The organism is Rhizobacter sp. P3_B12, from assembly GCF_056402895.1.
Genome location: NZ_JBFUGN010001137.1, coordinates 1 through 1,813, shown reverse-complemented (window position 1 = coordinate 1,813; position 1,813 = coordinate 1). Strand labels below are relative to the sequence as shown.

3 protein-coding genes are annotated in these 1,813 nt (G+C 66.9%); 2 read left to right on the top strand and 1 reads right to left on the bottom strand.

Annotated features, from left to right (window positions below; all coding sequences use genetic code 11):
• Positions 1 to 1,011: hypothetical protein (locus AC1D01_RS33020; protein ID WP_477873700.1), on the bottom strand; the 1,011-nt coding region annotated here is incomplete at its 3' end.
• A gap of 68 nt (positions 1,012 to 1,079) precedes the next feature.
• Here AC1D01_RS33020 and AC1D01_RS33015 point away from each other — a divergent pair.
• Positions 1,080 to 1,610, top strand: coding sequence for a hypothetical protein (locus AC1D01_RS33015; RefSeq protein ID WP_477873699.1), 531 nt, complete (start codon positions 1,080 to 1,082; stop codon positions 1,608 to 1,610).
• 26 nt (positions 1,611 to 1,636) lie between these two features.
• Positions 1,637 to 1,813 (top strand): P1 family peptidase (locus AC1D01_RS33010; RefSeq protein ID WP_477873701.1); only part of this gene is annotated, 177 nt, incomplete at its 3' end.

The following is a 1,813-nucleotide window of genomic DNA, read 5'->3' as shown; positions in this document are numbered from 1 at the left end:
GTCGTACAGGTAGTCGACCCAGTACTCGAAGGCATTCGCCATGCGCGGTACCGACGACTGCGCCAGCAGCGACTTGGAGACGCCCGCCATCACGTCAGACGGGTACAGGCGCGACAGCACCTCGAGGTACTGGCGGTGGTAGTCGAACAGCGCGGCCGTCGAGTCGCGCGAATGGTCGCCGGTCGGCGAGATGCGGTCCAGGGTCGGCACGATGTCGTGCATGAACTTGTCGAACGATGCGAGCGTGTGCGGGGTGCCGTCTGCGATGCGCTCGCCGGTGGATTTTTCCCACAGGTGGTAGAGGTCGAACAGGCCGTTCATCGCCGTGCCGTAGCCGGTGCCTTCGCGCGAGCCACCGCCCTGCAGATCGCGGGTGAAGGTCGGCACGAGCTGGTTGGCAATCTTCTCGGTGCGGAACTTGTCCAGCCAGGTCGAGGCCTGCGTGTTTTCGCCGTAGGTGGCGAGGCCGAGCAGCATGGTCGCGCGCAGGAACGAGTAGTAGTAGTTGTTCGATGGGTTGTCGACCGACCAGCCGCTCCAGGCGTAGGTGGTGGTGCCCCATCTGGCCTGCGTGTGGTTCCACACGTYCCAGACCGCCTGGTTGCCGTAGGTGGCCCAGCGCGTGCGCTGGGCCGCCGTCATCTGCGAGCGGCACCAGTCGTACACCATCGCCATGTTGCCGATCGTGCCGCCGACATCGAGGTAGCTGTCGCCAGCCACCGTTGCAGCCGCATTCCTGTTGATCAGCGCTTCTTCGGTTTTCACGAAACTCTCGGTCTGGTCGACCGCGTACTGGCAGTAGGACGCCTTGCCCGTCACCTGGGACAACAGCGCCGCCTGCCAGGGGCCGAACAGATAGATGTCGGCACCGGCGATCTGCGAATCGACCATGTTCTTGAAGCGCGTCGCCGACGCCGTGTTGCTGGTCAGCGCGGTGCGCAGGCGGGTCAGCGTCGGCGCATCGGAGATCAGGATGCGCGGCGATCCGAGCGGCGCGATCGTGATGGGCAAGGGCGTGGGTGCGGGTGCGGGTGCGGGTGCGGGTGCGGGCGCTGGCGTCGGTGCGGGCGCAGGTGCAGGTGCAGGTGCAGGTGCAGGTGCAGGTGCTGGTGCTGGTGCTGGTGCTGGTGCTGGTGCTGGTGCTGGTGCTGGTGCTGGTGCCGGTGCCGGTGCCGGCGTCGGTGTCGAGCCGGAACTGGGTGTCGGCGCCGGGCCGTCATCAGACGAAGGGCCGCATCCGGCGACCAACGTGGTGGCGGCCAGCAGCGCAAGGCTGGCCTGCCGCCAAGCCGGCCTCAACCGATGCAGCCGCCTGGCAGTGGCGTGAAGGGCCAGCCGAGTGTTCGCTGACGAACCATCGTTACGCATCGACTCCATGCATTCCTCCGACGGGGCTTGAGCCCGTGTGCTCTTTTTTCTTCTCCGGCCCTGAGGGTCCGGACGGAGCGAATGCGACAGGCAGGTTCTTGCAAAGGGCAAGCCCACACGGTCGCTTCGGTCGCATCGGGACTGCGCACGGTGTATCACGCCGCCTGTCGCCACCCGCCAATCTGCGCAGACTGTTGCAACTGAGTGGGTGTGTCATCAATGATCCACCAGCCGTTTCATAATCGCTGATCCCCGCCCCTTCCCAGCGATGCATCCCACACCAGGCCTGAGCGCCGTCGCCGGCCTGCGCGTCGGCCACTTCACCGACAAGCGCCGGCCCACCGGCTGCACCGTCGTGCTCGCACCTGCAGGGGCGGTCGGCGGCGTCGACGTGCGCGGTGCAGCGCCGGGCACGCGCGAGACCGACCTGCTGTCGCCGCTCAAC